The 25,514-nt window shown below is 70.5% G+C and carries 23 protein-coding genes; 20 read left to right on the top strand and 3 right to left on the bottom strand.

Annotation, left to right across the window (positions count from 1 at the left end; translation table 11 throughout):
• Window positions 1–45 precede the first annotated feature (45 nt).
• On the top strand, window positions 46–1,359 hold the full coding sequence (locus ACOGI9_RS08900) for a Zn-dependent hydrolase (RefSeq protein WP_419856792.1): 1,314 nt from the start codon (window positions 46–48) through the stop codon (window positions 1,357–1,359).
• Window positions 1,356–2,756 carry an aspartate aminotransferase family protein gene (locus tag ACOGI9_RS08895; protein WP_419856791.1) on the top strand — a complete coding sequence of 467 codons (1,401 nt, stop codon included), beginning with the start codon at window positions 1,356–1,358 and terminating at the stop codon, window positions 2,754–2,756. Before ACOGI9_RS08900 ends, ACOGI9_RS08895 begins: the two co-directional genes overlap by 4 nt.
• Before the next feature lie 3 nt (window positions 2,757–2,759).
• Here the strand turns inward: ACOGI9_RS08895 and ACOGI9_RS08890 are convergent, their stop codons facing one another.
• Complete coding sequence (locus tag ACOGI9_RS08890; protein WP_419856790.1) at window positions 2,760–3,863, bottom strand: carboxylate-amine ligase; 1,104 nt, start codon at window positions 3,861–3,863, stop codon at window positions 2,760–2,762.
• 117 nt (window positions 3,864–3,980) lie between these two features.
• Between ACOGI9_RS08890 and ACOGI9_RS08885 the strand changes: the two genes are divergently transcribed.
• Complete coding sequence (locus ACOGI9_RS08885) at window positions 3,981–4,304, top strand: hypothetical protein (protein WP_419856789.1); 324 nt, start codon at window positions 3,981–3,983, stop codon at window positions 4,302–4,304.
• A 123-nt stretch (window positions 4,305–4,427) separates the two neighbouring features.
• Window positions 4,428–4,721 (top strand): HU family DNA-binding protein, encoded by a 294-nt coding sequence (locus ACOGI9_RS08880; protein ID WP_419856788.1) that lies wholly within the window; start codon window positions 4,428–4,430, stop codon window positions 4,719–4,721.
• Between the two features lie 78 nt (window positions 4,722–4,799).
• Here ACOGI9_RS08880 and ACOGI9_RS08875 read toward each other — a convergent pair whose 3' ends face one another.
• Together ACOGI9_RS08875 and ACOGI9_RS08870 are read right to left on the bottom strand one after the other, a co-directional pair.
• A complete protein-coding gene (locus tag ACOGI9_RS08875; RefSeq protein WP_419856787.1) occupies window positions 4,800–5,936 on the bottom strand; it encodes a vWA domain-containing protein in 1,137 nt (378 codons plus the stop codon).
• Window positions 5,933–6,817 (bottom strand): AAA family ATPase, encoded by an 885-nt coding sequence (locus ACOGI9_RS08870; protein WP_419856786.1) that lies wholly within the window; start codon window positions 6,815–6,817, stop codon window positions 5,933–5,935. Before ACOGI9_RS08870 ends, ACOGI9_RS08875 begins: the two co-directional genes overlap by 4 nt.
• A gap of 185 nt (window positions 6,818–7,002) precedes the next feature.
• Here ACOGI9_RS08870 and ACOGI9_RS08865 point away from each other — a divergent pair, with 185 nt between their 5' ends.
• The 16 genes from ACOGI9_RS08865 (at window position 7,003) to ftsA (ending at window position 25,489) form a co-directional block, all read left to right on the top strand.
• Window positions 7,003–7,473: an SRPBCC family protein gene (locus ACOGI9_RS08865; protein ID WP_419856785.1), complete on the top strand. Its 471-nt coding sequence runs from the start codon at window positions 7,003–7,005 to the stop codon at window positions 7,471–7,473.
• Between the two features lie 155 nt (window positions 7,474–7,628).
• Entirely contained in the window at window positions 7,629–9,416 is a 1,788-nt protein-coding gene (locus ACOGI9_RS08860; RefSeq protein WP_419856784.1) for a tetratricopeptide repeat protein, read from the top strand.
• Between the two features lie 210 nt (window positions 9,417–9,626).
• Window positions 9,627–10,058, top strand: coding sequence for a division/cell wall cluster transcriptional repressor MraZ (locus ACOGI9_RS08855; RefSeq protein WP_419856783.1), 432 nt, complete (start codon window positions 9,627–9,629; stop codon window positions 10,056–10,058).
• A 49-nt stretch (window positions 10,059–10,107) separates the two neighbouring features.
• Window positions 10,108–11,070 carry a 16S rRNA (cytosine(1402)-N(4))-methyltransferase RsmH gene (gene rsmH / locus ACOGI9_RS08850; RefSeq protein WP_419856782.1) on the top strand — a complete coding sequence of 321 codons (963 nt, stop codon included), beginning with the start codon at window positions 10,108–10,110 and terminating at the stop codon, window positions 11,068–11,070.
• Window positions 11,067–11,429 (top strand): hypothetical protein, encoded by a 363-nt coding sequence (locus ACOGI9_RS08845; RefSeq protein WP_419856781.1) that lies wholly within the window; start codon window positions 11,067–11,069, stop codon window positions 11,427–11,429. Before rsmH ends, ACOGI9_RS08845 begins: the two co-directional genes overlap by 4 nt.
• Window positions 11,426–13,450, top strand: a complete 2,025-nt coding sequence (locus ACOGI9_RS08840) for a penicillin-binding protein (protein ID WP_419856780.1) — start codon at window positions 11,426–11,428, stop codon at window positions 13,448–13,450. The genes ACOGI9_RS08845 and ACOGI9_RS08840 overlap by 4 nt, the downstream gene beginning before the upstream one ends.
• 162 nt (window positions 13,451–13,612) lie before the next feature.
• A complete protein-coding gene (locus tag ACOGI9_RS08835; RefSeq protein ID WP_419856779.1) occupies window positions 13,613–15,007 on the top strand; it encodes a UDP-N-acetylmuramoyl-L-alanyl-D-glutamate--2,6-diaminopimelate ligase in 1,395 nt (464 codons plus the stop codon).
• Window positions 15,004–16,392 (top strand): UDP-N-acetylmuramoyl-tripeptide--D-alanyl-D-alanine ligase, encoded by a 1,389-nt coding sequence (locus tag ACOGI9_RS08830; RefSeq protein ID WP_419856778.1) that lies wholly within the window; start codon window positions 15,004–15,006, stop codon window positions 16,390–16,392. The genes ACOGI9_RS08835 and ACOGI9_RS08830 overlap by 4 nt, the downstream gene beginning before the upstream one ends.
• The gene (gene mraY / locus ACOGI9_RS08825) at window positions 16,392–17,498 is read left to right on the top strand and encodes a phospho-N-acetylmuramoyl-pentapeptide-transferase (RefSeq protein ID WP_419856777.1); all 1,107 of its coding nucleotides are present in this window, start codon (window positions 16,392–16,394) and stop codon (window positions 17,496–17,498) included. Before ACOGI9_RS08830 ends, mraY begins: the two co-directional genes overlap by 1 nt.
• Complete coding sequence (gene murD, locus ACOGI9_RS08820) at window positions 17,498–18,907, top strand: UDP-N-acetylmuramoyl-L-alanine--D-glutamate ligase (RefSeq protein ID WP_419856776.1); 1,410 nt, start codon at window positions 17,498–17,500, stop codon at window positions 18,905–18,907. Before mraY ends, murD begins: the two co-directional genes overlap by 1 nt.
• Entirely contained in the window at window positions 18,904–20,058 is a 1,155-nt protein-coding gene (locus ACOGI9_RS08815; RefSeq protein ID WP_419856775.1) for an FtsW/RodA/SpoVE family cell cycle protein, read from the top strand. Before murD ends, ACOGI9_RS08815 begins: the two co-directional genes overlap by 4 nt.
• Before the next feature lie 3 nt (window positions 20,059–20,061).
• Window positions 20,062–21,213 (top strand): UDP-N-acetylglucosamine--N-acetylmuramyl-(pentapeptide) pyrophosphoryl-undecaprenol N-acetylglucosamine transferase, encoded by a 1,152-nt coding sequence (locus ACOGI9_RS08810; protein ID WP_419856774.1) that lies wholly within the window; start codon window positions 20,062–20,064, stop codon window positions 21,211–21,213.
• A complete protein-coding gene (gene murC, locus ACOGI9_RS08805) occupies window positions 21,210–22,628 on the top strand; it encodes a UDP-N-acetylmuramate--L-alanine ligase (protein ID WP_419856773.1) in 1,419 nt (472 codons plus the stop codon). Before ACOGI9_RS08810 ends, murC begins: the two co-directional genes overlap by 4 nt.
• The gene (locus ACOGI9_RS08800) at window positions 22,612–23,505 is read left to right on the top strand and encodes an FAD-binding protein (RefSeq protein WP_419856772.1); all 894 of its coding nucleotides are present in this window, start codon (window positions 22,612–22,614) and stop codon (window positions 23,503–23,505) included. The genes murC and ACOGI9_RS08800 overlap by 17 nt, the downstream gene beginning before the upstream one ends.
• Window positions 23,502–24,266 carry a cell division protein FtsQ/DivIB gene (locus tag ACOGI9_RS08795; protein WP_419856771.1) on the top strand — a complete coding sequence of 255 codons (765 nt, stop codon included), beginning with the start codon at window positions 23,502–23,504 and terminating at the stop codon, window positions 24,264–24,266. Before ACOGI9_RS08800 ends, ACOGI9_RS08795 begins: the two co-directional genes overlap by 4 nt.
• A complete protein-coding gene (gene ftsA, locus ACOGI9_RS08790; RefSeq protein WP_419856770.1) occupies window positions 24,263–25,489 on the top strand; it encodes a cell division protein FtsA in 1,227 nt (408 codons plus the stop codon). Before ACOGI9_RS08795 ends, ftsA begins: the two co-directional genes overlap by 4 nt.
• Window positions 25,490–25,514: the final 25 nt, after the last annotated feature.

Genomic DNA, 25,514 nt, shown 5'->3' with positions numbered 1-25,514 from the left:
GCCCATGCGACGCTCGGTGAGACACGCTCGGGCGGGTTCCGGACCGTGACGGCGATCTCCGAACTCCGGGTGAACGGAGACAGGCTCTGGGGACGCCTCGAGGAGATGGCGCGCATCGGAGCCACTCCGGCCGGGGGCGTCCACCGCCTCGCCCTGAGCGACGAGGACCGTCGGGCGCGCGATCTCTTCCGGGCGTGGGCCGGGTCGCTGGGCCTCGCGGTGTCCGTCGACGGGATCGGCAACATGTTCGCCCGCCGGGAAGGCCCGGAAGGGACGGGCGCCCCCGCCGAGAGCCGGCCCCCTCTCGTGCTCGGGAGCCACCTCGACAGCCAGCCCACGGGGGGCCGGTTCGACGGGCCGCTCGGCGTGCTCGCGGCGCTGGAGGTCGTGGAGACGCTCGAGGAGCACGGGGTTCGGACGGCGCGTCCGATCGAAGTGGTGAACTGGACGAATGAGGAAGGCGCCCGTTTTCCGCCCGCCATGATGGGCTCGGGCGTGTTTTCGGCGCGCTTCGACCTCGCGGACGCCCTCGGCGCGACGGACCCGGACGGGATGACGGTGTCCGACGCCATCGACCGCATCGGCTATCGCGGCGCGCTCCCGGTCGGGGGCCGTCCGATCGCCGCCGCGCTCGAGTTGCACATCGAGCAGGGCCCGATTCTCGAGGAGGACGGATGCGAGATCGGCGTGGTGACCGGCGTACAGGGCGCTCGCTGGTTCGACCTGGCGATCGTGGGCGAGGAAGCGCACGCGGGGTCGACGCCGATGTCGCGGCGGACGGATCCGGTCGCGGCGCTCGGGCGGTTTCTCGTGGACGTGAATCGCCGCGTCGAACGCGACTTCGCGCCGCACGGACGGCTGACCTTCGGGGTCCTGGCGGCCGAGCCGGCCTCGCGGAACACCGTGCCCGGGCGCGTGACGGTCAGCGTGGATCTGCGTCACCCCGACGATGCGACCCTCGACGACATGGAAGACGCGCTGCGCGAGGCGGCGACCGACGCCTGCCTCGAACGCGGAGCGGCATGGCGGCTCGACGACGTCTGGCGCTCTCCTCCGGTGCGGTTTTCCGGCCGGTGCATCGACGCCGTCCGCGCGGCGGCGGATCTCTGCGGCTATTCCTCCATGCCGATGGTGGCCGGCGCCGGCCATGACTCCGTGCACACGAACGACGTCGCGCCGACGGGGATGATCTTCGTCCCCTGCGAGGGCGGCATCAGCCACAACGAGGCGGAGAACATCACGCCCGCACAGGCGGAGGCGGGCGCCAACGTCCTCCTCCACGCGGCGCTCAGGCTCGTGGAGCCGACGCCGGCTGATATGTTGTCCGCGCCGACAAACCAACCAGGAGGCGCCGCGTGACCGCCACGACGAACCCCGCCACGGCGAACCCCGCCGGAACCGCAACGGCTCAATGGCAGGACCTCGACCGACGCCATCACGTCCACCCCTTCATCGACCCCCGGGTCGTGGCCGAAAAGGGGACGCGCGTGATCGTGGGCGCGGAGGGCCGCCACCTCGTCGACTCCGAGGGCCGGCGCATCCTCGACGGCATGGGCGGCCTGTGGTGCGTGAATCTCGGCTACGGACGCGAGGAACTTGCGAGGGCGGCGTACGACCAGATGGTCGAACTCCCCTATTACAACACGTTCTTCCGTTCCGCGCCCCCGGCGACGATCGAACTGTCGCGGGTCCTCGCGGAACTCACGCCCGGCGCGATCGCGCACACCTTCTTCTCGAGTTCCGGTTCCGAGGCGAACGACACCATCGTCCGCCTCGTCCGCCGGTACTGGGATCTCCGTGGAAAGCCCGAAAAGAAGACGTTCATCAGCCGAACCTACGCGTATCACGGCAGCACGATGGCCGCCGCGAGCCTGGGCGGCTTCGAGGCCATGCACGCGGTGGGCGACCTGCCGCTGCCCGGCTTCGAGCACGTCATGCCCCCGTACTGGTTCGCCATGGGCACGCCCGGCGAGACCCCGGAGGAGACCGGCGCGCGGGCGGCGCGGGCAGTGGAGGAGAAGATCGCGGAACTCGGCGCGGACCGCGTGGCGGCGTTCATCGGCGAGCCCGTCATCGGCGCCGGGGGCGTCATCGTGCCGCCGGACAACTACTGGCCCGAGATCCAGCGCATCTGCCGCGAGAACGACGTGCTCATCGTCTGCGACGAGGTGATCACGGGCTTCGGCCGCACCGGGGAGTGGTTCGGCGCGCAGAAGTTCGGCATCGAGGCCGACCTGATGACGATCGCCAAGGGACTCACCTCCGGCTACCTGCCGATGTCCGCCGTGCTCATGACCGACGCGGTATACGACGTTCTGGCCGAAGGGGGGGTGATCCCGCACGGGTACACCTACTCGGGCCATCCCGTCGCGGCGGCCGTGGCCCTGGAAAATCTCCGGCTCATGAAGGAGGAGGGCGTCGTCGACCGGGTGAGAGAGGACACCGGACCCTACTTCCAGGCGCGGTTGAGGGAGTTGAACGATCACCCGCTCGTCGGCGAGGTGCGAGGCGTCGGACTCGTGGCCGGCGTCGAACTCTCGAAGGACAAGACGCGCCGGGAACTGTTCGAGCCCATGGGCCAGGTGGGGGCCCTCTGTCACGAGCACCTCTACGACGAGGGGGTCGTGTTCCGCGCCATGCGCGACGTCATCTGCACGAGTCCGCCGCTCACGATCACCCGCGACGAGATCGACGAGCTCGTGACGAAGGCCCGCGCGGGCATCGATCGGACGGCGCGGGACCTCGGCATGATGTAGGGACTAGACGCCTTCGGCCGTCTCCGCGATGAGGTGCCGGACCACGGCCCGCGTGTCGCCGGTCTCTTCGTACACGGCGAGTTGCCGCTGCGAACTCGACCCTTCCCGGAGGATCCGAAGCGCGTATTCCACCTCCGCGCGGGTGCCGAGTTCGTCCACCACGTCGTCGAGGAACCACTCGATGATCTCGATGATCAGATCCGCCGCCGGATGCTCGCTCTGCCGCCCGAAATCGATGAGCTTTCCGGTCAGCCCGTACCTGGCCGCGCGCCACTTGTTTTCGGCGAGCAGGACCTCCGGGTACTGGCGGAAGGTGAGGTTGTCGCGCCGCAGCTTCCACAGCTTCGCCACGATCCCCTGGAAGATGGCGGCGATGCACACGACTTCCTCCACGCGCGTGCACATGTCGCACACGCGGAACTCGAGGGTCGGGAACTTGTGATTGGGACGGACGTCCCACCAGATCTTGCTCGAATCCGGGATCGTGTTCGAGCGGACCATCGTCTCGATGAAGTGCTCGTACTCGTTCCAGCTACCGAAGCTCATCGGGATGCCGGTGCGCGGAAAGTTCCGCCAGATGATGCTGCGGTAGGAGTGCAACCCCGTCCTCGACCCCTCCCAGAACGGGGAACTCGTGGAGAGCGCCAGCAGGTGGGGGAGGAAGTACCGCGAGACGTTCATCGCGTCGACCATGAAGTCCCGGTCCTCGATGCCCACGTGGATGTGGGTGCCGAAGATCAGGTTCCGTTCGGCCACCTGCTGCAGATCCTCCCGCAATCCGACGTAGCGGGCGAGCGGCGTGATGTCCTGTTGCTCCCAGGTCGAGAACGGATGCGTGCCCGCGGCGAGGATGGCGAGCCCCTTTTCGGCGACCGTGCCGCTGACGAGGCGGCGCATGCGCAGCACCTCCTCGCGCGCCTCCGCCACATCGCGGCAGACCTCGCTCGCCGTCTCCACGCAGGCCTGGTGAAGCTCCGGGTGAATCTGCTCGCGCGTCTCCTCATCCCCTTCCAGAATCTCGGTGATGAAGGACGTGAGTTCGCCGGTCTCCGGATGGACGACCTGGTATTCCTCTTCGATCCCGAGCGTAAGTGAAGGCGCTTTCATGTGACCCTCTCAGGGGAGCGTTGGAAGCCGCGGGGGCAAGCTACTTTCGAGGATCGCCGGAGGCCATGTATGTTCCTCCGTCCCCGACCCGACCCGTTTCCCGACACGGAGGCACCATTGATCGACTGGCTCTACGCAACCTGCATCTTCTGGATTGTGGCTGCGGTCTTCTTCGGCGGCATCTACGACGCGAAGACCGGCTCGCCCGGACGCCAGGCACTGGGACTCCTGCTGAATCTCGTCGTGTTCCTCGGCATCTTCACGGTGCTGCGGCTGGCCCTCGGCGGCCTGGGCGGAGAGAGCGGGTTCATGAGCACTGTGTGGGGACTCGTCGTGCCCGCGGCCCTGCCTACGATGCTGCTCGGCCGGATCGGGAACGTGGTCTTCAGGCTCGTGGGCGTCACCATGACGCGGAAAGTCTTCTCGGCGGACGCCCACTAGCGGGCTGCCGGCAGGACCCTTCATCGGGCGAAATCGCGCGCCACACTTGCAATCCGGCGAGGGTGCGCGAATTATGCGCCCGGATCGCTCGTCGGAGCTTACTTTCAACAGGGAGAACCCAGGATGACCAAAGACGATTTCGCGGCGAAGCTCGCCTCGCAGGCCGGCTTGAGCAAAGCGAGCGCGCGGGATGTGATCGACTGCATTTTCTCGACGGATCCAGGCCAGGGGATCATTGCAGTCGAGCTTGACGCCGGCCGCGACTTCACGGTCACCGGCTTCGGCACGTTCGGAACCCGGCACCGCAAGGCGCGCATGGGTCGGAACCCGCAGACCGGCGAGTCGATTCAGATCGCGGCCATGAACGTTCCCACGTTCAAGGCGGGCAAGGGGCTCAAGGACCGCGTCCGAGCCTAGAACGATGGCGGGGCGGGACCCGGCGTGGCCCGGGTCCCGTCCGCGGTCGCCTTCCAACTCCGTTTCTTCCTTCTCCAGTCACAATCTGAGCAGCCCCGGGAGCGTCCTCAGCGCTTCGAGGCTGTGCCCGGACTGGAAGTAGTCCACGTACGGGAGCGCGGTGCGCATGCCCCGGGCTTCGGGCGCGTAGCGCGAACTCTCGAGCAGCGGATTGAGCCAGATCACGCGGCGCGCGCGCCGCTGAATCCAGCCCATGGCGCGCCGGAGAGGTTCGACTTCGCCCTGGTCGAGTCCGTCGGAGAGGATGATGACGAGCGTCCGCCGACCGAGCATCCGTTGGCCGTGCCGGGTCACGAATGTTTCGAGGCACTCGCCGATCCGCGTCCCGCTCGACCAGCCGCGGGCCCGCAGGCGGTCCAGCGCGGGATCGATCTCTTCGCCGGCCAGCCAGGGCGTGAGGTGCGTGAGACGCGTGCTGAAGGCGAAGGTCTGGATGTCTCGCGCCCGCCCGCACCCCAGGAGGAAACGCAGCAGGAAGCGGCTGTAGCGCTCCATCGAGCCGCTCACGTCGCACAGGACGACGAGTTGCGGCGGCACGTGGCGTCGCCGCCGCCGCGCCAGGCGAACGAGTTCGCCCTCGTGAGCGACGAGCGACCGCAGCGTTCGCCGCACGTCGATCGGCCCCCGGCGGCCGCCGGGCTCCAGTCGGCGGCTGCGTCGCGTGGACAGCCGCACCATCAGCCGCTCGAGCCACGCATCGACCTCGCGCAGCTCCTCGTCGCCGACCGAGGCGAAGGAGCGCCGCGCGAGCGAGTGGGCGGCGCTGTACACGGCGCCGATCGGACGCTCCCGCGAGTCCCCCTCGTCGGTCGCCCGCTCCCCGGAGTCTTCGCGGGCCGCCGCGAGCCCGTCCGGCCCGGAAGGCGCGCCGGCCGCCGGCCGGTCCCCGCGGCCCGACGCGGCCTTCGACAGAAGATCCTCGACGGCGGATGACGGCCGCGCTCCCCGCCACCACGCGGGGAAGCAGCGCTCGAAGATCTCGAGGTCCGCGGCGCTCGAGCAGAACGCCGTGCGGAGGCCCGCTCGGACGTCCTCCACATCCTCCGTATCGAGATGCGGGAGCGCGGCGACGGCCGTCGTGGACTCCGAAAGCGCGCAGGCCACACCTTCGCCGCGCAGTCGGCGGCCCAGGTCGACGACGCGCTCGGGCGTCAACTCCCCCCGTCCCCCGATGAGGCGAGCAGCTCTCCCAGGCGCTCCTCCGTGAGGCCCGCCAGGTCGTTCGGGTCCTTCACGAGCGCCCCGATCGCGTCGCGCGCGGTTGCCGGGCGCAGCGGATTCGGCCCCAGGTGGTCGAGGGCCGCGGCAAAGTCCAGCGTCTCGGCGACGCCGGGGGGCTTCGCGAGCCGCTCACGCCGCAGCTGCTGAGCCAGCTTCACGGCCTCGCGAGCCCGTTCGGCGGCGATGTCCGGACGCCGCCGACGCAGGATCTCCACCTCCCGCGCCGCGTCGGGGTAGTCGATCCACAGGTAGAGGCAGCGCCGCCGCAGGGCGTCCGACAGCTCGCGCGTCCCGTTCGAAGTGAGCACGACGACCGGCCGCGTCCGGGCCTCGACCGTGCCCAGTTCCGGGATCGAGACCTGAAAGTCCGACAGCAGCTCGAGCAGAAACGCCTCGAACTCCTCGTCCGCCCGGTCCACCTCGTCGATGAGAAGGACGGGCCGCGTCTCGCAGCGAATCGCGCGCAGGAGCGGCCGCTCGAGCAGGAAGTCCGGCCCGAAGATCGTGCGTTGCACCGCCTCGGCATCGCCGCCGCCGTCCTGCAGGCGGATGTGGAGGAGCTGCTTCTGGTAGTTCCACTCGTAGAGGGCCGTGGGAAGGTCGAGCCCCTCGTAGCACTGGAGGCGAATGAGCTCCGCTCCGAGCCACGTGGCGACCGCCTTGGCGATCTCGGTCTTGCCGACGCCGGCGGCCCCCTCGACGAGGAGCGGCTTCTCCATGGCGAGGCCGAGATGGACCGCCGTCGCGATCCCCCGGTCGGCGATGTAGCCCGCCGCTTCGAGCCCTTCGATGATCTTCGCGATGTCGGGTTGCAAGGCGGCGACCTCCCGGTTGCGGGTGCGACGCGGCCGGCTCAGCTTCCGGTGGAAGCCGATCCGCGGTAGAGCCGCTCCCGGCAATATAACCGTTCCCCCGGAGACAACGCCCGACGCGGCCCGCCAACCGGTGATCCGCCCCCGTCCGGCTCCGCTCCGCGCACGCCAGCCCCCGAGGACCGAAGATGGCGATCGAGATAGAGAAGAGTTTCGATGTCCCGCAGTCCGTGGACGAGGTCTGGAGCTTCCTGACGGATCCGGAGCGCATCGTCGAGTGTCTGCCGGGCGCGACGCTCCTCGAAGCGGTCGACGAGCGTACGTACCGGGGGGAGATCGGGCTCAAGCTCGGCCCCATCGGGACGCGCTTCCTGGGCGAGATCCGCTTCGATGAACTCGACGCGCGCCGCCATCACATGAAGATGACGGGGGAGGGACGGGATCGGCGGGGCAGCGGCAACGTGAGAATGACGATGCTGAGCCATCTTCAGTCTGTAGAAGAGGAGGGGGGCGGAGGAGGGACCCGGATATGGGTGTCGCAGTCCATCGCGCTGACCGGACGGCTGGCGTCGTTCGGGCGCGGCGGCGTGATTCAATCGGTCTCGAATGTTATGTTCAACCGCTTCACGGGATGTGTGCGTGAGAAGCTGGCGCAGTGATCGGCGGAGCGCGGCTGCGGAGCGCGACTTGCGCACGGCGGCGGCTTGCATTAATCGACCTTGAAACCCTTGTTTCGAAGTGATACCGGTGTTGGTGTGTCGCACGGCCCTGTGATCCGTGCGCCGTCTGTTGCACGAACGGTCCGAGGTACTCCATGAGAAGCACGCGGAACATTCTCCCGTGGGTGGCGGCCGGGGTCGCCGTCCTCTCCCTTCCGGCGGCGCCCCGGGCGCTCGATGCGCAGACGAGCGACCTGCTGATCCTCGTCGCCCCCGTCGCGGTGACCGAGCCGGTCGACCGCCGTTTCGGCGAGCGCATCGCCGAGGAAATCCGGGATGGGCTCAGGATCTTCCCCGGCTACATCGCCATCGAACGCGACGATGCCCGCGATCTGATCGACGATTACGATCTCGATGAGCGAACGATGACCGCGATCGAGTGGCAGCAGTTGGGGATGCAGATGAACGCCGCCCTCGTCATGGTCGGGACGGCCGTCGCCGTCGCGGGAGGGGTTGAGGTCGACGTCACCTTCCTCGAGCCCAACAGCGGGGACCGGCTCCCGATGGTGCCGTTCACGGTGGCGGACGACGACTCTCACGAAGAGGCGGGCACCCAGATCATGGGGCAGCTCGGGCAGGGCATCGAGTACCTCCGTTCGCTCGCGTTCTGCGGCGACTACCTCGCCTCCGAACAGCCCATGGACGCGATCTCCAACTGCAACGCGGCCCTGGCGCTCAACCCGGCCAGCGACCGGGCGCACTACCTGCGTGGCCGCGCGCACATGCTCAACGAGGCGTGGGGCGACGCGGCCGCCGACCTGCAGCGCGTCGTCGACAACAACGCGTCGGACACCGACGCCCTGGAATCCCTCGCCTTCACGTACGCGCAGCTGGGCGACGGCGCCGCGTCGCTGCGCTACTACCAGCGGTTTCTCGATTTCCGGCCGGACGACGTCGACACGCGGCTGCGGATCGCCTACGAGCTTACGCAGGCCGAGCGCTGGGCCGAGACCGTGCAACTCCTTCAGGACGGCGTGGAGCGCGCCCCGGACAACGTCGGCCTGCTCGAGTACCTGACGGCCGCGGCCCTGGAGGCCGGACAGACGCGCGGGGAAGTCACCGATCCCGGCATGATCCGCGTCGCCGTCGATGCTTCGGGCAAGCTCGTGGAGCTGCAGGGCGACGCCGTGAACCCGTCGACCCTCTCCAACGCGACGAACGCGTACATGCTCCTCGAGGAGTACGACGACGCGCTCGCCTTCTCGGATCAGGCGCTCGCGGCGATTTCGAGTTCCGACGGCAGCGGCGAAGGCGAGATGTCCCGCGAGGAGCTGCTCGCGCAGGTGCACTCGTCTCGCGCAACGATCTACGATCGGATGGAGAATCCGGAGATGGGCGTGGCGGAGCTGGAGCAGGCGCTGGCGTACAACCCGGATGTGCCGGACGGACGGCAGCGTCTCGCGGCGCTCAAGCTGAAGGCAGGTGACACGGAGGGAGCCGTGGCGGACTTCCGCGCCGCCGTCGCGAATGGGGCGGATTCGAACCAGGTGGGCAACGCGCTCTTCAGCCTGGGATACAACAGCTATTATGTCCCGCAGACCAGAGTCGAATATGGCTCGATCGACCTGGGTGAACTCAATACGGCGCTGGAGCTGCTGGACGTCGCCACGGAATTCGTCCAGGACATGGACCTCTCGCAGCAGATCCACTTCTTCCTCGCGTACGGGTACTTCCTCCGGGGCAGCGCCTACGACAGTCGCAACGAAGCGGACATGGCCTGCGCGCCGGCGCGCACGGCCCTCAGCGCCTTCCAGCGCGTGAGTTCGCACCTGGCCCAGGCGGGTACCGTGCAGGCGGCCAACCAGGAACAGATCCGCGTGGCGATCGATCAGCAGTTGTACCGCCAGGAGTCGATCATCGAGGAGTCCTGCGACCGCTCGTAACCCGGCGCCGCCCGCCACGGGCGCACCCACGTTCGAGGCCCTCGCGCCCGGCTCGCTTTACCGCGGCCGGGCGCTTTTTTCTCTCGGTGATGGGATAGAATGGGGAGAAAAGGGGTTGACACCCATCGCCAGGGCGCATAAGGTGGGTTTCGGTGGGTGGAAACGGGTCGTTCTGGGAGGGACACCCTTGGCGAATGTCGAAGGCACGATTTGCCAGGCTTTCTGGGGAGTTATCGACATCAACTCGACTCGCAGGGTCGGGTCAGTCTGCCGGCGCCTTTTCGAAGGGGCCGGGAGCGGGACCCGTTCGTCCTCCTCAAGACGCAACCCGACGCGCTTTCGCTCTATCCGGAAGAGGCCTGGGCAGACGTGCAGGACGAACTCCGGGAGATGTCGAGACGGGAGCCGCGCTTTCGCACCCAGGTGCTTCGCGTCACGGCGGACGCCGTTCAGGTCTCCCCGGACGCGCAGGGAAGGATCCTGATACCGGAGAGGATGAGAATGGCCATCGCGCTCGGAAGCGAGGCGCTGGTCGTGGGCGCGATCAACCACGTCCAGATCTGGAATCCGGAGACGTTCGAGAGCGTGACGAGTGCGACGGACGAGGACTTCGATCGACTGATGGAGACGGTATTCGCCTGACGAGTTTTCCGATCGCGGCACGGTGGGGGGAGTCGAGGAAGCCGACGGAGTGACAGAGGAGACGTTTCGGCACACGCCGGTCATGCCGGATGAGGTGCTGCGGTGGCTTCGCCCGGAGTGCGGAGGCGTTTTCCTGGATGCGACGGTCGGCGGTGCGGGGCATGCGATCCGGCTGCTGGAAGCGGGATCGGCCGTGCACGTGATCGGGATTGACCGGGATGCGGAGGCGATCGAGGCCGCGAAGCGGCGGCTCGCCTCGGCGGACGACAGGGTGAAGCTGATACAGGCGAACTTCAGGGACGTGGCTCGTCCGGAGTTCGCCGCCGAGATGGACGGTCTGGCGGGAGCCCTGATGGACCTGGGCGTCTCGTCGCACCAGATCGACACACAGGAGCGCGGTTTCTCGTTCCGCCCGGGCACGCCGTTGCGTATGCGGATGGACGAGGGGGCGCGCGACACAAGGTCCGCGGCCGAGTGGTTGAATCGGGCGGACGAACGCGAGTTGGGCCGGGTCTTCCGTGATGGGGAAGAGCGTAGGTGGCGGACGCTCTCACGTGAGGTGGTGCGGCGGAGGAAGATCCGGCCCTTCAGCACGAGCGACGACCTCGTGGCCGCGTTGTCGGCGGTGCTGGGTCGTTCGGCGCAGGAGAAGCAGAAAGCCAGGCTGTTCCAGGCTCTGCGGATCGCGGTCAACGACGAGTTGGCCGCGCTGAGCGAGGGGCTCGAGGGGATACGGGACCGGCTCGCTCCGGGTGGGCGGTTGGCGGTGCTTTCGTACCACTCGCTCGAGGACCGGCGCGTGAAGGACGCGTTCCGAAGCTGGTCCGCCGACTGCCGGTGCCCTCCGGGTCTCCCGGAGTGCCGGTGTCGGGGAACGGCGCTGGGACGGACGCTGACGCGCCGGCCGTTGCGCCCCTCGGCCGGGGAGGTGGCCCGGAATCCGCGGGCGCGCAGCGCGCGTCTCCGAGTGTGGGAGAAGCGCGGGACGGACGAGCAGGCGGGCGGCGCATGAACCAGTGGAGCGGGAGCGTACGGAGGGTCCGCCGCAGAACCCTGGTACGGTGGATGACGGCCGCGGCGGCCGTCCTCGCGCTGGCGGCTTCGCTGGTGAGCGTGGTCCGTCGGGGCGAGGAAGGCCGGAGGTTGATGGCCGAGCTTCGAGGACTCGAAGCGGAGGACCGGGTCGTCACGGACCGGATCGATGCGGCGCGAACGAGAGTCGATTCGCTCGCGGCGCCGGCGCGCATAGAACGCGCGGCGGAGGCGCTCGGGCTGCAGCGGGCAGGCGAGGAGCAACTGCTGCAGGTCGACGCCGGATACTCGCCGGATGAAGAGGAGACGGCAGTCTCCGGCAGGGGAGGGGACGGGTGACGCGTTTCGGCATTCACAGCACGACGCAGCTCGAGGGCTTTGCGGGCGATGCCCGGGAGGCGGCGCTCGCACGCACGCACCGCATCCGGCATCGCGCGCTGGGCATCGCGTTCACGGTCGTGGCGGTGGCGTATGCCGTGCGCCTGGGCGACCTCCAGATCCTGGAGAGCGACGCGCATCGCGCGAGGCAGGTCGCGCAGAGCGCGGAGTGGGAGTTGTTGCCCGCGGTGCGCGGGCGGATCCTGGATCGCCGCGGCCGCGTCCTCGCGGCGCCCGACACGCGATACCAGGCGTTCCTCGCCGTGGACGAACTGCGCATGGACCGGGCCGAGGCCATGGAGGCCGTCGCTTCGGTCGTGCCCGTCCCATCCGAGCGCCGGAGCGCCATCGCGGAGGCCCGGGGCGGCTGGTCTCTCGTCGCGCGCGACGTGAGCGACGAAGAGCGTGTGCGGCTCCAACGGACGATCGGACGCGGGATCTACTTCGAGAGCCGATCCGCGCGAGAATACCCGCGCAGCATGGGCCGCCGTCTCATCGGTTCCGTGGGGTCCGATGGCCGGGGCGGAACGGGCCTCGAGGCCGACCTCGACGCCTGGCTGGTCGGCGAGCCCGGCCGCGCCGAAGTTCGGCTCGACGGCCATCGCAACGCGTACCGTCCGCCCGGCGGACAGGTCGTCGAGGCGGTGCCCGGACACGACGTCGTGCTCACGCTCGACGCCGAACTGCAGCGGATCGCCGAGAACGAACTCGCGCGCGCGATCGCGAAGACCGGCGCGGGCGGGGGCGACATCGTCCTCCTCGACCCGCGTACCGGCGAGATCCTCGCGCTGGCGAGCGAACGCACCGACGGAGCGGTCGACCGGATCTCGGGCCTCAGCGATCCGTACGAACCCGGCTCCACGCTGAAGCCGTTCCTTCTCGCGTCCCTCCTCAGCGAGGGTGTTGCCGATCTGGACGAGATCGTGGATGTGGAGGACGGCAGGCTGCGGATGGGTGCGAGGGTGATCTCGGACGTCCACGGTTACGACACGCTCAGCGTACGCGGAATCATCTCCAGGTCGAGCAACGTGGGGGCCGCGAAGCTGTCCGCCCGCCTGACGCCCTCGGTCCAGCACCGCTACCTGCGGGACTTCGGTTTCGGCATGCGGACGCAACTGGGGTACCTGTCCGAATCGTCGGGGCGCCTCAGCCGGCCGGAGTCGTGGACCTCGCTGAGCCCCGCGTCGCACGCGATCGGGTACGAGATCTCCGCCACATCCCTGCAGCTCGCCATCGCCTACGGCGCCATCGCGAACGGCGGCGTGCTGATGCGCCCGCGCCTCGTGAGAGAGATACGAGACCCGTTCGGGCGCCTCGTGCAGCGCTTCGACCCGAGTCCCGTGCGGCGCGTCATATCCGAGGAAGTGGCGGCGGCGGTGCGCGGGGTGCTGGAGGAGGTCGTCCGGGACGGCACCGGAACGCTCGCGAGCATGGCGCGGTTCGCGGTGGCCGGAAAGACGGGCACGGCCCGCCTCGCCGTGAACGGCCGCTACGCACCCGGGCGCTACCGCGCCTCCTTCATCGGCTTCGCGCCGGCGGATGACCCGCGGATCGTCATCCTCACGCGCCTCGAAGACCCGAAGGGCGGGGTCTACTACGGGGGCGCGATCGCGGCGCCCACGAGCCAGGCGACCCTCCGGGCGGCGCTCGCCGCCGATGGCGTGCAGGTGGACCCGCGGCTCGTCGTCTCCGACGCCCGTCCCCGGCCGTGGTCCGGCGGATCTGCGGCCGGCACGCCGGAGGGAGCCGTCATCTTCGCCTCCAGCGGGACGGGCGCGGCCGGCACGGCCAACGGGCCCGACGCGAACGCGCGAGGCGTCGTCGCGCTGCCGGACCTGGCGGGGTTGTCGGCGCGGGCGGCCGTCGCGCGCCTGCACGCGCTCGGCCTCCGCGTGGAATGGCGCGGACAGGGGAGCGTCGCGGGACAGAGCCCCGCCCCCGGGAGCGAGCTGTCCCGGGGTGCGACCGTCGTTCTGAGATAGCCCGGCGAACCACGGCGGGTCTCGGGGATACAAGACTGGAGGGAGGTTGACCACCGGACTTTGCCGCAGCAGACAAGGACGAATCGACAGGTCGAGCGCAGGCTCGACGAAGCGGGTCTCGAGCCGCGGTGGGGAGGGGTGCCTCCCGCGGAGTTTCCCGCGTTGCGTTCGGACTCCCGCCGGGTCGGCGCCGGCGACCTCTTCTGCGCGATTCCGGGCACGCGGGTCGATGGCCACGCGTTCGTCGAGGCCGCGCAGCGCGCCGGGGCCGGCGCCGCCGTGGTCGAGCGCGTCATCGATGTCGACCTCCCGCAACTGGCCGTCCGCGATTCCCGGTCGGCCGTGTCCCATCTCGCCGCCCTCTTCACCGGCGACCCCGGCGACGCGCTCCGCCTCGTCGGCATCACGGGAACCAACGGGAAGTCGACCACCGCCTGGCTTACGCGCTGGATTCTGGACGACGTGGGACCCGCCGCGGCGTTGGGCACCCTGGGCACCGTGTCCGTCGACGGCAGGATCGGCGCCCCGGGGCTGACGACCCCCGATCCGATCGACCTGGCCCTCGAACTCGCCGCCCTGCGGGCGAGCGGCGCCGAGGCGGCCGTGCTCGAGGTTTCATCGCACGCGCTCGACCAGCGCCGCGCCGATGGTTGCTCGTTCGATGCCGTGGGCTTCACGAGCTTCAGCCGCGAACACCTCGAATACCATCCGGACCTGGAAGCGTATCGGGCGGCCAAGCTGCGCCTGCTCGACCTGCTCGTGCCGGGGGGCGTCTGCGCGGTGAACGACGACGAACCCGCCTGGAAGGAGGTCGCGCCGCCGAACGCCACGACGCTCCGCTACGGCTTCGAGTCGACGGCCGATCTGTGGCCGGATCGACTCGTCCTTCACCCGGCGGGCGCGCACTTCACGCTGCGCGCGCCGGGGGAGGCCGCCGACGTGTCGCTTCCGCTTCCCGCCGAGTTCAACGTGCGGAACGCCCTCGCGGCCGCCGCCATCGCCCGGGGCCTCGGCGTGCCGCTCGAACGGATCGCCGCGCGGCTCTCGGCGGCGCCGCCGGTGCCCGGCCGCATGGAAGTGCTCTCGCGAGAGCCGGTTCTCGTCATCCGCGATTTCGCGCACAACCCGGATTCGTGCGAGCGGGCACTGTCGTCGTTGCGGGAGATCGTGCCGGGCCGGGTCATCGCCCTCCTCGGCTGCGGCGGCGACCGGGACCCCGGCAAGCGGCCGCAGATGGGGAGCATCCTGGCCCGCCTTGCGGATGTCGCCATCGTCACGAGCGACAACCCCCGGTCGGAGGATCCGTCGGAGATCTGCCGTCAGATGGTCGTCGGGCTCCCTCCGGACAGCTACGAGATCGTGGTCGACCGACGAGCGGCGATCGCGCGCGGACTCGCCGAGGCCGGGCCGGCCGACGCGGTCGCGCTCCTCGGCAAGGGGCACGAGACGTACCAGGTCATCGGTGGGAAGCGGCTGCCGTTCGACGAGCGCCGGATCGTGGAGGATCTCCTCCCGGCCCTTCCCGGCGCATCCGGGCTCGGCGGAGGGCCCGCGTGACGGCCACCACGCAGGCCCCGGCGCTACGCTCGGACTGGATTCGGGCGGCGCTCGGCCTCCGCGCCGGGGCCACCAACGGCGTCGGAGAGCGGGCGTACACCGGCATATCGTGCGATTCGAGGACGCTGAAGCCCGGCGAGCTGTTCGTCGCGCTCGCCGGGGCGCGGCACGATGCCGCCGATTTCCTCCCCCAGGCGGCGGACCGGGGCGCGCCGGGCGCGCTGGTGCGCGCCGGACGGGAAGATCCGTCGCTGGGGATGGAGTACTTCGCCGTCGCCGATCCTCTGAGGGCGCTCGGCGATCTCGCGGCCCGGGCGCGGCGCGAATCCGGCGCCACGGTCGTCGCGATCACGGGCAGTTCGGGCAAGACGACCGTGAAGGAGATGATCGCCTGCGCCCTCTCCGAATCCCGCCGCGCATACCGCACCGAGGGGAACTACAACAGCCAGGTGGGGCTCCCGCTCACGATCCTGCGCGCCCCTCCCGATGCGGACGTCTGGGTCCTGGAAGTGGGCGCGAGCGAGCCCGGGGAGATCGCCCGGCTGGCGGAGATCGCCCGGCCCGATCACGTCGTCATCACGACCGTTGGCTCCGCGCACCTCGAGTGTTTCGGCGATGTCGATGGCGTGCTGCGGGAAAAGATGGCGCTGGCGCGCGGCGCCTCGGGCCGTGGCGCGCTCATCGTCGGGGAGGAACCCGCAATCCTCGCGGAGGCCGCCCGGGCCCACCGGCCCGACGCGATCGTGGCCGGCTTCGGACCGGGGGCCGGCTTCGCGCCCGAGGCGTACACGGTCGAAGCGGACCGGATCGAATTCCGCCGGGCCGGATCGCGCATCGCGCTGGACGTGGGCGGCGAGCATCACCTGCGGGACGCGCTGATCGCGGCGGCGCTGGCGGAATCGCTGAACGTGCCGTCCGACGCGGCTGCCCGGGGGCTGTCGCGCTACGAACCGCTCGGCCTGCGCGGCGCGCTACGCCGCATCGGGCGCCTGACGGTGCTGGCCGACTGCTACAACGCCAACCCGGACTCGTTCCGGGCGGCGATCGCCCAGACCCGCGATCTGCTCCCGGGCCGCCGCCGCGCCGTGTTCGCGGGCTCCATGCTCGAACTCGGCCGCCAGGAGGCGAAGGCGCACCGCGAGATCGGCGACGAGATGCGGGCCGCGGGGTTCGACGTCATCGCCGCCACGGGCCTGTTCTGCGACGCGCCGTTCGACGGCGTGCACGGTCACGCCCTGATCCGGGAGGAGGACCCCGAAGCGGCCGTGCGCCCGTTCGCGGACGCCCTGGAAGGAGATGAGGTCGTGCTCGTGAAGGGTTCGCGCGGCGCCCGGCTCGAGCGGGTCATCGAGGCACTGGAAGCCCGTTTCGGAGGGGGCGCCTGATGCTCTACCGCTTTCTCTTCCCGCTCGCGGACCAGCACATCCTGTTCAACGTGTTCCAGTACATCTCGTTCCGCGCGGCCGGCGCCATGGTGACGGCCCTCCTCACCGCGTTCATCATCGGGCCGGGGGTGATCCGCCGACTCCGGAAGCACGGCATCGGCCAGATCGTGCGGGCCGACGGGCCGGCCACGCACCTTGTGAAGGCGGGCACCCCGACCATGGGCGGCATCATCATCCTCACCGCCTGTCTCCTGCCCACCCTCCTCTGGGCACGCCTGGACAACACGTACGTGTGGGTCGCCGTCGTCGTCACCGCCTGGATGGGCGCGATCGGCTTCATGGACGACTACCTGAAGATCGTGCGCCGCCACTCGCGCGGCCTGATCGCGCGGTACAAGCTCATCTGGCAGTTCGTGCTCGGTCTGGCGCTCGGCGGGTTCCTCCTCTGGCAGCCCCTCTCCGCCTACGGGGCGACGCAGACGATGCTCCCGTTCTTCAAGGACCTGACCGTCGTCCTCGCTCCGGCGATCTTTCCGCTGTTCGTGGCCATCGTCGTGGCCGGAAGCGCGAACACCGTGAACCTGACGGATGGTCTCGACGGGCTGGCTACCGGACTCGCGGCGATCGCCGCCCTCACCTTCGGCGCCTTCGCCTACGCGATCGGCCGGGTGGACACGTCGGCGTATCTCGGCGTCCTGTACCTGGAGGGAGCCGGGGAACTGTCGGTGTTCTGCGCCGCGCTGGCGGGCGCGGCGATCGGTTTCCTCTGGTTCAACGCCCATCCGGCGCAGGTCATCATGGGCGACACCGGGGCGCTGGCGCTCGGAGGCGCGATCGGCGCCGTCGCCGTGCTCCTCAAGTCGGAGTTCCTCCTCGTCATCGTCGGGGGCGTGTTCGTCCTCGAAGGGTTGTCCGTGATCTTCCAGACCGGATGGTTCAAGTTCAGCCGCCGTCGGTGGGGCGAGGGCCGCCGCCTTCTGCGCATGGCACCGCTCCATCACCACTTCGAGAAACTCGGCTGGCCCGAGACGCAGGTCGTCACGCGTTTCTACATCGTCGGCGTCATCTGCGCGCTCGTCGGCCTCGCGACGCTCAAGATCCGCTGATGGCCGACGACCGCCGTCCTCCGCTCTTCGGGCCCGGCGAGCCCGTGGCCGTCCTCGGACTCGGGGTGTCCGGGACGGCGGCCGCCCGGCTCCTGCACGCACTCGGGGCGGACGTGTACGCGAGCGACGCGTTCGAGGGTCCGCGGCAGCGCGAGGCCGTGGAAGCCCTCGCCGCCGAGGGCATCGACGCGGAGGTGGGTCGACACGACGTGGAGCGCATCCTGAACGCGGATCTCGTCGTGACGAGCCCGGGAATCTCGCCGACCGCCGAGATCCGGCGCACCGTGGCGGAAGCCGGAGTGCCCACCGTGGCCGAAATCGAGGTCGCCTATCGCCACCTCCGCTCGCGGGTCATCGGCATCACGGGAACGAACGGCAAGACGACGACGACGGCGCTCTGCGGGCACCTGCTGCAGCAGGCCGGCGTGGACGCGCTCACCGCGGGGAACATCGGCCGCCCGCTCTCCGAGATTCCGCTGATGAAACGGCAGCCGGACTGGCTCGTGGTCGAATTGAGTTCCTTTCAGCTCGCCGATCTCCAGGCGTTCCGGCCCGAGATCGGGGTCCTCGTGAACCTCGCCGCGGACCACCTCGACTGGTATCCGAGTCTCGAGCGCTACTACGAGGACAAGGCGCGGCTGTTCGCGAACGCCGATGAGGACAGCCGCTGGGTCCTGAACGGCGATGACGACGCCGTGCTCGCCATGGCGGAACCGGCCGCCGGGCGCCGCTACCTCGCTTCCATCGAGCCGCGCGGGGAGCCGGGCGCATGGCGGGATGAAGCCGGGAACCTGGTCCAGCGTCTCGAGGCCGGGGGGGCGCCGGAGCCGTGGATCGCGGCCGCCGAACTCCAACTGGTCGGCGTCCATAACGTCATGAACGCGCTCCTGGCGGGTCTCGGGGCGGCGCTCGCCGGATGCGAGGCCGCGGCGATCGGAGCCGGGCTCGCTTCCTTCCAGGGGCTCCCTCATCGCCTCCAGCGGGTGGGCGAGTTCGACGGCGTCCTGTGGATCAACGATTCCAAGGGAACGAACGTCTCCGCGACCCGCGTCGCCCTCAACGCCTTCGACCGGCCCCTCGTGGCGCTCCTGGGAGGCCGGCACAAGGGCGAGTCCTACCGGTCGCTCGCGCCCGCGCTGAGCGAGAACGCGCGGGCGCTGATCGCGTTCGGAGAAGCCGCGCCGCAGATCGTCCGGGAACTGGGCGATGTGGCGCCGGTCGAGGTCGCCCGCGGGTTCCCGCAGCTCGTGGGTCTCGCGCGCGAGGCCGCCCATCCCGGCGACGTCGTCCTCTTCTCTCCGGCCTGCTCCAGCTACGACATGTTCCCGGATTACCGGAAGCGGGGCCGGACCTTCGAACAGTGTGTCCGCGAATCGTACGAAGGCGCGGCCTCGGAGCCGGCGACGTGACGGACCACGCCATCTCGCGGGAACTCCCGCGCGTTCAGGAGTTCGCCGGCTCGCCGGCGTGGGTGCGAAATGCGCTCATCGGGGTCACGCTGGTTCTCGTCGTGTTCGGGCTCCTCTCCGTCTATTCCGCGAGTTCCTTCGCGGCGCAGCAGAGCGGACTGCCGGGGAACCACATGCTGATGAGCCAACTGGCCCGCGCCGCCGTCGGTCTCGTGGCGCTGATCGTGGCCGCCTTCATCGACTATCGCACCTACCGCCGGTACGCGTGGCCGATCCTCGGGGTGACTGGGGTGCTTCTCGTCGTCATGATCCTCCCCTTCACGACGGACATCGCGCCCGTCCGGAACGGGTCCCGCCGCTGGCTGATGCTCGGACCCGCGACCTTCCAGCCCTCCGAACTGGCCAAGGTGGCGGTCGTCTTCTGGACGGCCGCGCTCGCCGTTCGCAAGCAACGGAACCTCGGCAGCTTCCTGAGCGGAGTGCTCCCGTTCCTCCTCGTCCTCGGCCCGCTGCTCGTCCTCATCGCCGCGGAGCCGCACCTGTCGGCGACGCTGATCACGGCCGCGCTGGCGGCGACCGTGCTCTTCGCCGCGGGGATGCGCATCCGGCATTTCCTCCTTCTCGCGCTGCCCATCGGCGCGGGGGTGTGGTGGCTCGTGCGCTCGAACAGCTACCAGCTCACGCGGATCCTCGCGTTTCTCAATCCCGAGGCGGACACTTCCGGCGCCGGCTACCAGTTGCAGCAGGCGCAGATCGCGATCGGTTCGGGCGGGATTCTGGGCGCGGGCTATGGTGAGAGCACGCAGAAACTCCACTACCTGCCCGAAGCGCAGAACGATTTCATCTATCCGATCATCGCGGAGGAGTGGGGGTTCGTGGGCGCGGTGACGATGCTCCTCCTCTTCCTGATGTGGACGCACCTCGGACTTCGGATCGCGAAGTCCGCCCCGGACCTGTTCGGGCGCCTGATTGCGACCGGGCTCACCGCGATCGTCGCCATCGGGGCGTTCGGCCACATCGGCATCACGATGGGGCTGCTGCCCACGACGGGTGTGAGCCTCCCCTTCATCAGTTCCGGCGGTACGGGGCTCGTCATCGCGCTCGGCGTCACGGGCGTCCTGATCAACGTGGCCTCGCGGCGGAGATGCTGACGCATGGCGTCGCCTCGTATCCTGCTCGCGGGAGGCGGCACGGGCGGCCACCTGTACCCCGCCCTGAACCTGGCCGCGGCCTTCGGTCGGCTGGCCCCCGAAGTCGAATGCGTGTTCCTGGGCGGCCGGCGGGGGTTGGAGGCTCGCGTGCTGCCCGACGCCGGATACGAGTTCCGGCTGCTGCCGCTGCAACCGCTGTACCGGCAGCGGCCATGGCGAAACTGGCGGCTGTTCGCGTCGGCTCCGACCGTGATGGCCGGCGTGCGGCGCGCCTTCCGGGACTTTGATCCGCGGCTCGTCGTGGGCACGGGGGGATATGTGGCGGGACCCGCGCTCGCGGGAGCGCGGCTGCACGGAGTCCCGGCGGCGATCCAGGAACAGAACGCGGCGCCCGGGCTTGTGACGCGCCTGTTCGCGCCGGCCGTCGACCAGATCCACCTCGGATACCCGGAGGCCGAAGCCCGGCTCCGGGTCGGGGGCCGCACGCGCCTGAGCGCGCTGGGAAACCCCGTCGCGCCCGGGGCGGACGGCGCGGCGGGCCCCAACGGTTCGGGAAGCTCGGCTCCGGCCCGCTTCGATTGGCCGCGGGGCCGGAACCTCCTCGTGTTCGGCGGGAGCCAGGGGGCGCTCGGCCTCAACCGCGCCTTTCTGCGAGACCTGGAGTGGGCGGCGCGGGATGCCGCGGCGTGGCCGGACGGCGTCTCGGTCGTGTGGATCGCCGGACCGGCCCACGCCGCCGAACTCTCCGCGCGCACGTCGGAGCTTCCCTTCGCGGACCGCGTGCGCGTCGTGCCCTACATCGATGACCTCGGACGGCAGTTGGGTGGGGTGACGCTTGCGCTGTGCCGGTCGGGCGCGATGTCGCTGGCCGAGTTGTGCGCCGCGGGCCGGCCCGCCGTGCTCGTGCCGCTCCCGACCTCGGCCGGGGGGCACCAACTGACGAACGCGCGGGCGCTGGCGGAGGCGGGGGCGGCGGAAGTCCGCGAGGAGGGGGGACTCGAGGCGGGCGAGTTGTGGTCGCTGTGCCGCGATATCCTCACGGACGACGGGCGCCTGGCCCGGATGTCGGAGGCCGCCGCGAGCCGCGGCCGGCCGGATGCGGCGCTCGATATCGCCCGCGAGATGCTCACGCTGCTGAACGGGCGCGCGGCATGACCGGGACGGCGGTGGGGGCGCCCCGTCCGGCGGGAACGGCGGATCTCCCGGCTGCCGGGGCGCACGTGCACCTGATGGGGATCGGCGGCGCCGGCATGCGCGGGCTCGCGCTTCTCCTGGACCGCGCCGGCTACGTCGTGAGCGGGTGCGACCGCGCCCCGGCGGACGCCCTTCGGGACCTCGCCGCGAGCGAAATCCCCATCGAGCGCGAGCACGCCCCCTCCCACGCGTCCGGGGTCGACCTGCTGGTTCGAAGCTCGGCCGTGCCGACGGACGAGCCGGAGGTCGTCGGCGCGGAACTCGCCGGCATCCCCGTGATGCGTCGGGCCCGGGCGCTCGGCGCCCTGCTCAACGGGCAGCCGCTCGTCGGGATCGCCGGGACGCACGGGAAGACGACGATCACCGCGATGGCCGGGCACGCCGCGGCCGCGGCCGGGGTCGATCCCCTCGTCCTCGTCGGCGGCCGGGTCGAAGCGTGGAACGGGTTCACGCGGCTGGGCGATGGCCCCGCCATCGTGGAAGCCGATGAATTCGACCGTTCCTTCCTCGAACTTCATCCCACGCTCGCCGTGATCAGCTCGCTCGAGCCCGAACATCTCGACACCTACGGAAGCTGGGAGCGCCTCCGCTCCGCGTTCGCGGAGTTCGCCCGGCGGACCCGGCACGCCGAAGGCCTCATCTACTGCCACGACGACGAGGGCGCCCGCGAACTCGCGGAGGCATGCGGATTCTCCGGCCCGGGGAACGGGTTCGGGTACGGCTTCGGGGCGGGGGCCCGGTGCAGGCTCGAAGAGGTGGGGCGGCGCACGCTGCGCCTCTCGTGGCCGGAGGGCACGATCGACCTCGCGCTCCGCGTGCCGGGGCGCCACAACCAGCTCAACGCCGCGGCGGCCTTCCTCGCCACCTTGCGGCTCGGCGGCGACCCGCGTGCGGCGGCGCGCGGGCTCGGCGAGTTCCGCGGCGTGGCGCGCCGGCTCGAAATGATCGCGGCGTGGCCCGACCTCACGGTCTTCGACGACTACGCGCACCATCCGACCGAGGTCGCGGCGTCGCTCGCCGCCGTGCGGGAAGCGTATCCCGACGCCCGGCTGACGGTCGTCTTTCAGCCGCACCTGTTCACCCGGACGCGCGACTTCGCGGACGCGTTCGCTCGCGCCCTGACGACCGCGGACGACGCGCGCGTGCTCCCCATCTATCCCGCGCGCGAAGCGCCGCTTCCGGGCGTGACCTCGGAGCTGATCACCGGCGGGGCCGGCTCGACCGCGGCGCCGATCGGCCGGGAGGACGCCCTCAAGCTCGTTCCGCCGGACGTCGGCGCCGGCGAGGCGGTACTCGTCTTCATGGGCGCCGGCGACGTCACCGACCTCGCGCACGCGGCGGTCCAGCGGCGGGCGGGCGATGCGGTGGGAGCGTGATGTCCCGCTCGCGCCCCTGGTCCGCTACCGGATCGGCGGGCCGGCCGCGCGGCTGGCGCGACCGCGGTCGATCGCGGAACTCGAGGCCGCGCTGCGCGAGACGTCGGGCCGCGGGTGCCGCGTGCTGGGGACCGGCGCGAACCTCCTCATCGGAGATGGCGGGGTGTCGGAGCCCGTCCTCGTCCTCGAGGGCGATTTCGGAGCCGTCCGCGTCGGGGAGACCGCGATCGAAGCCGGGGCCGGCGCCCGGTTGCCCGCTCTTGCCCAGGCCGCGCGCCGCCACGGAAGGTCCGGATTTCATTTCCTGGAGGCCGTTCCCGGCACCGTCGGCGGAGGTCTGCGAATGAACGCCGGGTCGAGGGACGAGGGGCTCTGGGATCGGGTCCAATGGGCGGAGGCCGTGACGCCGGAGGGCGAACTCGTGCGGGTCGGGCCCGAGGAGGCGCGGCCCGCGTACCGCCACGTGAGCGTGCCGGCCGACTGGGTGTTCGTGCGCGCGCGGCTCGAGGCGACGCCGGCCGAGGCGGAGGCCGTCCGCGAAGCGCACCTGGGTTTCCGCGAGCGAAAGGTCCGGGATCAGGTGTACGACCTGCCCTCGGTCGGATCGACGTGGAAGAACCCGGGTCCGCCGCATCCCCCGGCGTGGGAGGTCGTCGACCGGGTGGGAATGAGAGGGACTCGGGTCGGAGGCGCCCGGATCCACGAGCGGCACGCGAATTTCATCGTCAACGTCGGCGGCGCCCGCGCGGCCGACGTGATCGAACTCATGGCCGAAACTCGCCGCCGCGCCCGGGCGCGGCTGCGCGTGGCGCTGGAGCCGGAGATCCATCTGTGGGGGTTCGATCCGGCACAGCTCGCCCGTGTGGGGGCCGCATGATCAAGCGCAGGCAGCCACGCTCGGGGCGCATCACCCGCCGCGGACGCCGCCGGCTCCTCCTCGCCCTGATGGTCGCCGCGATCGGTCTCTCCGTCCCCATCTGGGTGCCGCGCCTCCTCACGACGCTGCCCGCGTTCCAGGTGTCGGAACTCCGCGTGGTCGGGACCGACCACGTTCCGCCCGAAGAGATCCGGGCGCTCGCCCTGACCCCGGACGCAACGGTGTGGGACGACCCCGCGGTATGGGAGGCGCGCGTTCGCGTCCATCCCATGGTTCGCGAGGCCACCGTCCACCGGGAGAGCTTCCGTACCCTCGAAATCGCCATCGTGGAGCGGCGGCCGGTCGCGCTCGTCGCGACGCCCGAACTGCGCCCCGTGAGCGGTGATGGCTACGTGCTGCCGCTCGAACCCTCCGCGGCGCCGCTCGACCTGCCGATCGTCCGGGGCCTGGCCGAGACGGAGGGCGGTTTCGTGGCGGACCCGGCCATGCGCGAACTCATCCTCGCGCTGTCGCGCATGGATCGCACGCGGAGCGATTTCATGTCCCTCGTCTCCGAGGTCGGGCCCGCGGCGGAGGGGGGATACCGGTTTCTGCTCCTGCCCGGCGCCGGCGCGGAGGTCGTCCTTCTGCCGCGCGAACGGCCCCTGCGCGCCCTCGACCGCGTGTCGATCGCGCTCGGGCAGATCGAAGATCGCCGCGTCGCACGTGCGGACGCGCGTTTCAGAGGCCAGGTTGTACTAACGCGCGTGGAGGAGCGATGATTCAGGGGGCGGGCATTGTCGGGGTGGATGTGGGGTCGACCAAGACCTGTGCGGTCGTCGCTACGGTGCATCCGGGCCGCCAGCCCGCCGATCCGCTCGAGATTATCGGCCTCGGCGTCACCCGTTCCGAGGGCATGAACGGCCCCGGCATCGGGAACATCGAAGCGGCAACCCAGGCCGTTCGCACCGCCGTCAGACAGGCGGAAGCCACCGCCGGGCGCGAGGTCGAGGCCGCCTACGTGAGCGTCCCGAGCGGAAGTGTGCGGACGTCCCGATCGAAGGGCGTCCTTCAGGTCTCCGGCTCGGAGATCACGCCCGCCGACGTCAAGCGCGTGCAGGAGGTGGGCCGGGCCGTCCCGATTCCGCCCGGCCACGAGCTGATCCACGCCCTGTCCCAGCGGTACGCCGTCGACCATCGTGACGGGATCCGGGATCCCGAGGGCATGGCCGGCACCCGTCTCGAGGCGGACCTCTGCATCGTGACGGCCGACGTGGCGATCTGCCACGACCTCGCGAAGGTCGTCGACCGCGCGGGATACCGGCCGGACGAGCTGGTCATGGCGCCGCTGGCCACGGCGCTCGCCGTGCTCGAGGATGCCGAACGCGAGGCCGGCGTGGCCCTGGTCGAGATCGGGGGCGCGACGACCGACGTACTCGTTTACGGAGGACACCGCATCCTGCACGCGGCGACGCTGCCGTGGGGCGGATCGATCGTGACGCGGGACATCGCGCGCGGCCTCGGCGTTCACGAAGACGAGGCCGCGCAGCTCAAGGAGCGACACGGCGGAGCGCTGCGCGACCGGGCCGATTCGCAGGAACTGCTCGACGTCTCCGGGGCCCGCCACGGACGCGCCCGACGTGTGTCGCGCGAGCTGCTGGTGCACATTATCGAACAACGGCTGGACGAGATTCTTGGACTGGTGTACGAGGAACTGGAGACGAGCGGAACGCTGGGCGGACTCGAGGCGGGGATCGTGCTGAGCGGTGGCGGGGTTTCGCTCGCGCACACGGAAGACCTGGCTCGCTCGGTCTTCAATCTGCCGGTTCGCACCGGTATTCCTTCACTCGGCCTCACGGGCATGGCGGAGGGCCTCGCACGTCCGTCCTACAGCACCGCCACGGGGCTGGTGCTGTACGGCGCGTCGCGGGCCTCGGCGGGAGGGTTGGTGGGAGCGACCCGCGCCTTCGCGAGAGTCGGCGGGTGGCTACGGGAGTTTTTCTGACGGGAGGGAGGGGACACGTGGTCTT

The sequence above is a fragment of the Candidatus Palauibacter irciniicola genome, from assembly GCF_965208695.1.
Classification (GTDB): Bacteria; Gemmatimonadota; Gemmatimonadetes; order Palauibacterales; family Palauibacteraceae; genus Palauibacter; species Palauibacter irciniicola.
The sequence above is the reverse complement of the archived record's forward strand: the minus strand, read 5'-3'. Positions and strand labels throughout refer to the sequence as shown.

What these genes read in the sequence shown, in the direction of transcription:
- ACOGI9_RS08890 (WP_419856790.1), bottom strand. Translation starts at nt 3,863, where the DNA reads ATGAAAGCGCCTTCACTTACGCTCGGGATCGAAGAGGAATACCAGGTC.
- ACOGI9_RS08880 (WP_419856788.1), top strand. Translation starts at nt 4,428, where the DNA reads ATGACCAAAGACGATTTCGCGGCGAAGCTCGCCTCGCAGGCCGGCTTG.
- ACOGI9_RS08865 (WP_419856785.1), top strand. Translation starts at nt 7,003, where the DNA reads ATGGCGATCGAGATAGAGAAGAGTTTCGATGTCCCGCAGTCCGTGGAC.
- ACOGI9_RS08860 (WP_419856784.1), top strand. Translation starts at nt 7,629, where the DNA reads ATGAGAAGCACGCGGAACATTCTCCCGTGGGTGGCGGCCGGGGTCGCC.
- ACOGI9_RS08845 (WP_419856781.1), top strand. Translation starts at nt 11,067, where the DNA reads ATGAACCAGTGGAGCGGGAGCGTACGGAGGGTCCGCCGCAGAACCCTG.
- mraY (WP_419856777.1), top strand. Translation starts at nt 16,392, where the DNA reads ATGCTCTACCGCTTTCTCTTCCCGCTCGCGGACCAGCACATCCTGTTC.
- murD (WP_419856776.1), top strand. Translation starts at nt 17,498, where the DNA reads ATGGCCGACGACCGCCGTCCTCCGCTCTTCGGGCCCGGCGAGCCCGTG.
- ACOGI9_RS08810 (WP_419856774.1), top strand. Translation starts at nt 20,062, where the DNA reads ATGGCGTCGCCTCGTATCCTGCTCGCGGGAGGCGGCACGGGCGGCCAC.
- murC (WP_419856773.1), top strand. Translation starts at nt 21,210, where the DNA reads ATGACCGGGACGGCGGTGGGGGCGCCCCGTCCGGCGGGAACGGCGGAT.
- ACOGI9_RS08800 (WP_419856772.1), top strand. Translation starts at nt 22,612, where the DNA reads ATGCGGTGGGAGCGTGATGTCCCGCTCGCGCCCCTGGTCCGCTACCGG.
- ACOGI9_RS08795 (WP_419856771.1), top strand. Translation starts at nt 23,502, where the DNA reads ATGATCAAGCGCAGGCAGCCACGCTCGGGGCGCATCACCCGCCGCGGA.
- ftsA (WP_419856770.1), top strand. Translation starts at nt 24,263, where the DNA reads ATGATTCAGGGGGCGGGCATTGTCGGGGTGGATGTGGGGTCGACCAAG.